This window comes from Phocaeicola paurosaccharolyticus JCM 15092 (genome assembly GCF_000613805.1).
In the GTDB taxonomy this organism is placed as follows: domain Bacteria; phylum Bacteroidota; class Bacteroidia; order Bacteroidales; family Bacteroidaceae; genus Phocaeicola; species Phocaeicola paurosaccharolyticus.
This window is the reverse complement of record NZ_BAJR01000056.1, coordinates 1-4,943: the sequence shown is the minus strand read 5'-3', so window position 1 is coordinate 4,943 and position 4,943 is coordinate 1. Positions and strand designations below refer to the sequence as shown.

Here is a 4,943-nt window from a genome sequence, read left to right as displayed (position 1 = left end):
TTTTCACTTTGCAGTATCTTATTTCAGTTCAGCAAGAGCTGCCTTTATACGTTTCATTGATTCAACAATGTTCTCGTCAGAAGTAGCGTAGCTCATTCTGATGCATTCAGGAGCTCCGAAAGAATTACCTCCTACGCATGCTACATGTGCCTTCTCAAGAAGATATAGTGCAAGGTCGTCTGAATCAGCGATAACTCTATCACCACAACTTTTTCCGTAGAATGAATCACATTTTGGGAATAGGTAGAAAGCACCTTCTGGCTTGTTTACCTCGAATCCAGGGATCTCTTTAGCCAATTCAACTATTAGGTCACGACGGCGTTCGAATGCTTTTCTCATCTCCTCTACAGGTTCCTGAGTTCCAGTATATGCAACTTCAGCTGCTTTCTGAGATACAGAGCAAGGACCGGAAGTATATTGACCTTGAAGTTTATTGAATGCCTTGATGATCCATTCAGGACCGGCAGCAAATCCAATTCTCCATCCTGTCATAGCGTATGCTTTAGAAACACCATTGATTATTACTACCTGATCGTATACGTTAGCAAATTGAGCGATACTCTCATGTTTTCCAACATAGTTGATATGTTCGTAAATCTCATCAGCTATAACATATATATTAGGGTGTTTAGCAATAACATCGGCTAATCCTTTCAACTCCTCTTTGCTATATACAGAACCTGTTGGGTTTGATGGAGAGCAGAGTATTAACATCCTTGTTTTCTCTGTGATAGCCTCTTCAAGCTGTTTAGGAGTAATTTTGAAGTCCTGGTCTATACCTGCTGTAATAGTTACCGGAGTACCATCAGCAAGTTTTACCATTTCAGGGTAGCTTACCCAGTATGGAGCCGGAACAATAACTTCATCACCTTCGTTTACCAATGTCATAATAACATTACAAACTGCCTGTTTTGCTCCATTTGAGCAAGAAATCTGATTTGCTGTATACAAAAGGTTATTCTCTTTTTTGAGTTTCTCAGAGATAGCATTTCTCAGGCCAAGATATCCTGGTACCGGAGAATACTTAGAAAAGTTATCATCTACAGCTTTTTTCGCAGCCTCTTTAATGTGGTCAGGGGTATTAAAATCCGGTTCACCAACACTAAGATTGATAACATCTACTCCTTGAGCCTTTAGCTCATTGCTCTTTTGCGACATTGCCAAAGTAGCCGACGGGGATAAACGATTGATGCGGTCTGATAATTTATTCATTGCAAATCGATTTATAAATTTAAATTATTGATGCAAATTTAAGGAAATAGTTTTAATTATGAAAGTAGTTATTTAATATTAGCATTAAAATAATATCAAAAACTTAAAATCATTTATTAAAGTGAAGAGTGTGACCCATTCTATCCTTTTTTGTTTTCAAGTAACGTTCATTATAATGATTTGGCATAATTTCTATAGGAACGTTTTCAGTAATCTCAAGTCCATAAGCTTCCAATCCTATTCTCTTTACAGGATTGTTGGTTATAAGTCTCATCTTATGGATACCTAAATCTCTAAGTATTTGAGCACCTACTCCGTAATCTCTTTCATCAGGATCGAATCCAAGATGAATATTAGCATCTACAGTGTCATATCCCTCTTCCTGGAGTTTGTAAGCTTTGATTTTGTTCATCAAACCTATACCTCTTCCCTCCTGGTTCATGTATATGATGACACCTTTTCCTGTCTTCTCGATAAGTTGCATGGCCTTATGAAGCTGTTCTCCGCAGTCACATCTTTGTGAGCCGAATATATCACCTGTCATACATGAAGAGTGAACTCTCACAAGAATTGCTTCATTGCTATCCCATTCTCCTTTTATAAGTGCAACATGTTCCAGCCCGTTAGATTTTTGTCTGAATGGTATAAGGCGGAAATGACCATATTCTGTAGGCATATCTACCTCCACACCCTTCTCTATCATTGACTCTTGTTTGAGTCTGTAAGCTATGATGTCGCGTATTGAGATTATTCTAATTCCAAATTGCTTAGCTTTATCCATCAACTCAGGAAGGCGAGCCATGGAACCATCTTCGTTCATTATCTCTATTAGTGCAGCAGCAGGTTCAAGACCGGCAAGACGAGCCATATCAACAGCAGCCTCAGTATGTCCGGCACGTTTCAGAACGCCCTTATCCTGAGCATAAAGTGGATTTATATGTCCTGGACGGCCAAAAGTCTCGGCTGTCGATTTAGGATCTGCAAGCGCCTGTATTGTTGCAGCTCTATCGTGTGCAGAAACTCCGGTAGTACATCCTTCCAGTTTGTCTATTGTAATAGTGAAAGGAGTGCCAAGTATAGAGGTGTTATCTATTACCTGTCTGTCGAGGCCCAGTTCCGAGCATCTTTTCATAGTTATTGGGGCACATAGCACGCCACGTCCCTCTTTTAACATAAAGTTTACCTTTTCAGGGGTAATCTTCTCTGCAGCTATAATGAAATCTCCTTCGTTTTCACGATCTTCATCATCTACAACAATAATGAACTTTCCTTCACGAAAGTCAGCAATTGCTTCCTCTATTGAATTTAATTTGATTTCTGACATAACATTAGATATTATATATTGTTTTAATTCGTTCTTGTATTTGACGACTACTCTTGATTATAGTCTGTAAATCATTGTCAAGACGTCGCTGAATCGCCATATCCTGAAATAGAAGACTATTCCAACAGGTACAAACAACCCCATAAGCAAGTTAAACCACAGGTTGTCGGTAGGACTCTTGTGAGCTTTAGTCGATAGGATAGGGTATGACTGCATTTGGTTTAACAAAATATTGTCATCACTATTCGATAGCTCCTCGATAAGGGTCTCCATTTTTGAGCTAATATTAGCTACTTCATTATCGTGGGAGTTATTGGTGAATATTTTATAGTAATTAGGTGCTTTAGTAAGTCTATGATTTTCTTCATAAGTTTTACATTCATCGCATATCTCATCCAGGTCAGCAATAAGTTTGCTGTAATCAGGGTCAGTGATGATAACTTCCTTCTTGAATATATGTCTTGATGGTCTTAGTCCCAATAACATTCTGAAGAAGTTCACATATGCTTCCTGATTGAACACTACCGAATCTTTGTTCGATTTGTACGTGAAGAATGCACCCATTGGTGCCAAAACAATGGTGCTCATCCATACTCCCAGCATGATATTCATCTCACCGCTCTTTGCAATACGTGTTGCACCGGAGTCAATAATGTAGTATAGCACGAATATAAGTACCGATACTACTACAGGCATTCCTAGTCCGCCTTTTCTTATAATAGCTCCAAGTGGAGCGCCGATGAAGAAAAATATAAGACAGCTTAATGATAGAGTTATCTTCTTATGCCAGTCAATCTCATGTTTTCTAATGGTATTGTACATGTCGCCTATCATGAAGCTTCTCATCTCCCATTCGCTTGATAGAGATGACATCCTTCTGGATGCATTATTAAGTATTTTCGCCTTATCGGCTGTAGTCTGTGCATTGAACAGACTGTCAACATTTATAAATGTCAGCTTACTTTTTTCTATTTTCGTAGAGTCCTCTTTTGAAAGGAAAGGTTTACGATATGTCGTTGTGCTGAATTCGTCATAGATTACTTTACCTATGCTGTCAGTCGTTTTAGTTAGTGAGTCTACAGTCTGGCTTATTTGTTCCATGTTTTTACTATCGGAGCGTTCGTTAAGGAAGTTACCGTCAACCATGTTGAACCCGCCATTGAACTCAATTATAGCATGTTTCTGTTTGAATGACTCACGTCTATATGGCACATTCTCAGAAGAGAGACTCTCTGAGCGCAGATTTTCGAATTGTTCTCCGTCATATAGATGCAGATATAGATGTTGCTTATCAGCAGTCATCTCAAGCTTGCCTTCGGAAGCCCATATTATTCTTGCGTTATTGAAACCTTCGGAGAAGTTGTATATAAGTATATCTTTCAGTATTCCTGTCTCTCTGTCTTTTTTCTTGACATATATGTTGTATCCCTCTATATCGCTATAGAATACTCTTTCGGGTATATCAAGTTCAGGAGAAGTCTGCTTCATTGATACAAGCAGTGTCCATAGTTGTTTCTGTGATTTTGGAGATATGACATTCTGGAAATAGAATGAGATACAGGCAAGCATTGTGCAGAAAATTATAAGAGGCGATATGATTCTTATAAGTGATATTCCGGCTGCTTTCATAGCAAGGAGTTCATATCTCTCTCCAAAATTACCGAAAGTCATCAATGCGGCTAGCAATATAGCCAATGGCAGTGAAACAGGTATAAGAGTCAGGGCAGAGTAGAAGAAAAATTGCCCTAATATATCGATACCTAATCCTTTTCCTACTAATTCGTCTACGTATCTCCATAAGAACTGCATCATAAAGATGAAGAGGCATATAAAGAATGTACCAATAAAGAGTTGTAGGAAGCTCTTTATAATAAATATATCTAATTTTTTTATGCGTAGCATTATCTGGTTTTATGCGTCTTAACAGTTTGCAAAAGTAGCATAAAAAAGGATAGCATAAATATGTTTTTGTTATTTTTATTAATTAGAGTCCGCTTACTCTTTTCAAATTATCAATTTGGGATGTCCATAGTTCCTGTTGATCTTCGATTTCGTCAGGGTATGCGAAATCAACAACTTCCAAAGTGTAGTCTTTAGTAAGTTCATTGTATGCAAGTCTCAACTCAAAATAAGCCTTAGGGTCTTCTTCATCGTCCCACTTCATTTTTATAAAACTGTTGACTCTATAGTTTACTATCAATGCATTTTTTATTTCTGATTTTCCCCACTGGAATGTAAAAGTTTTGTCATTCAAAGTAACTCTATCGGCAAACCATGTCTCTAATCCTGATGCTGTACTGATAATATTCCAAACGATGTTCCCTGAGCCGGACTTGAGCATGAACTCCATGTGTATTTTTTCTTTTCCCATAAGTATTATTAAGTTGCTGCGGGCAAAATAAGGCAA

3 protein-coding genes and 1 pseudogene are annotated in these 4,943 nt (G+C 38.0%); all 4 read right to left on the bottom strand.

Annotated features, from left to right (window positions below; all coding sequences use genetic code 11):
• Window positions 1-18: 18 nt before the first annotated feature.
• The 4 genes and pseudogenes from JCM15092_RS13915 to JCM15092_RS13900 all read right to left on the bottom strand — a co-directional run bounded on the left by JCM15092_RS13915 (window position 19) and on the right by JCM15092_RS13900 (window position 4,907).
• A complete protein-coding gene (locus JCM15092_RS13915) occupies window positions 19-1,212 on the bottom strand; it encodes a pyridoxal phosphate-dependent aminotransferase (protein ID WP_024995171.1) in 1,194 nt (397 codons plus the stop codon).
• 109 nt (window positions 1,213-1,321) lie between these two features.
• A complete protein-coding gene (locus tag JCM15092_RS13910) occupies window positions 1,322-2,536 on the bottom strand; it encodes a bifunctional 3,4-dihydroxy-2-butanone-4-phosphate synthase/GTP cyclohydrolase II (protein WP_024995170.1) in 1,215 nt (404 codons plus the stop codon).
• 4 nt (window positions 2,537-2,540) lie between these two features.
• Window positions 2,541-4,438 (bottom strand): annotated as a pseudogene (locus JCM15092_RS16320) (LptF/LptG family permease).
• Window positions 4,439-4,520: 82 nt separating this feature from the next.
• Window positions 4,521-4,907: an START-like domain-containing protein gene (locus JCM15092_RS13900; protein ID WP_024995169.1), complete on the bottom strand. Its 387-nt coding sequence runs from the start codon at window positions 4,905-4,907 to the stop codon at window positions 4,521-4,523.
• Between the last annotated feature and the right edge of the window lie 36 nt (window positions 4,908-4,943).

What these genes read in the sequence shown, in the direction of transcription:
- JCM15092_RS13915 (WP_024995171.1), bottom strand. Translation starts at nt 1,212, where the DNA reads ATGAATAAATTATCAGACCGCATCAATCGTTTATCCCCGTCGGCTACT.
- JCM15092_RS13910 (WP_024995170.1), bottom strand. Translation starts at nt 2,536, where the DNA reads ATGTCAGAAATCAAATTAAATTCAATAGAGGAAGCAATTGCTGACTTT.
- JCM15092_RS13900 (WP_024995169.1), bottom strand. Translation starts at nt 4,907, where the DNA reads ATGGGAAAAGAAAAAATACACATGGAGTTCATGCTCAAGTCCGGCTCA.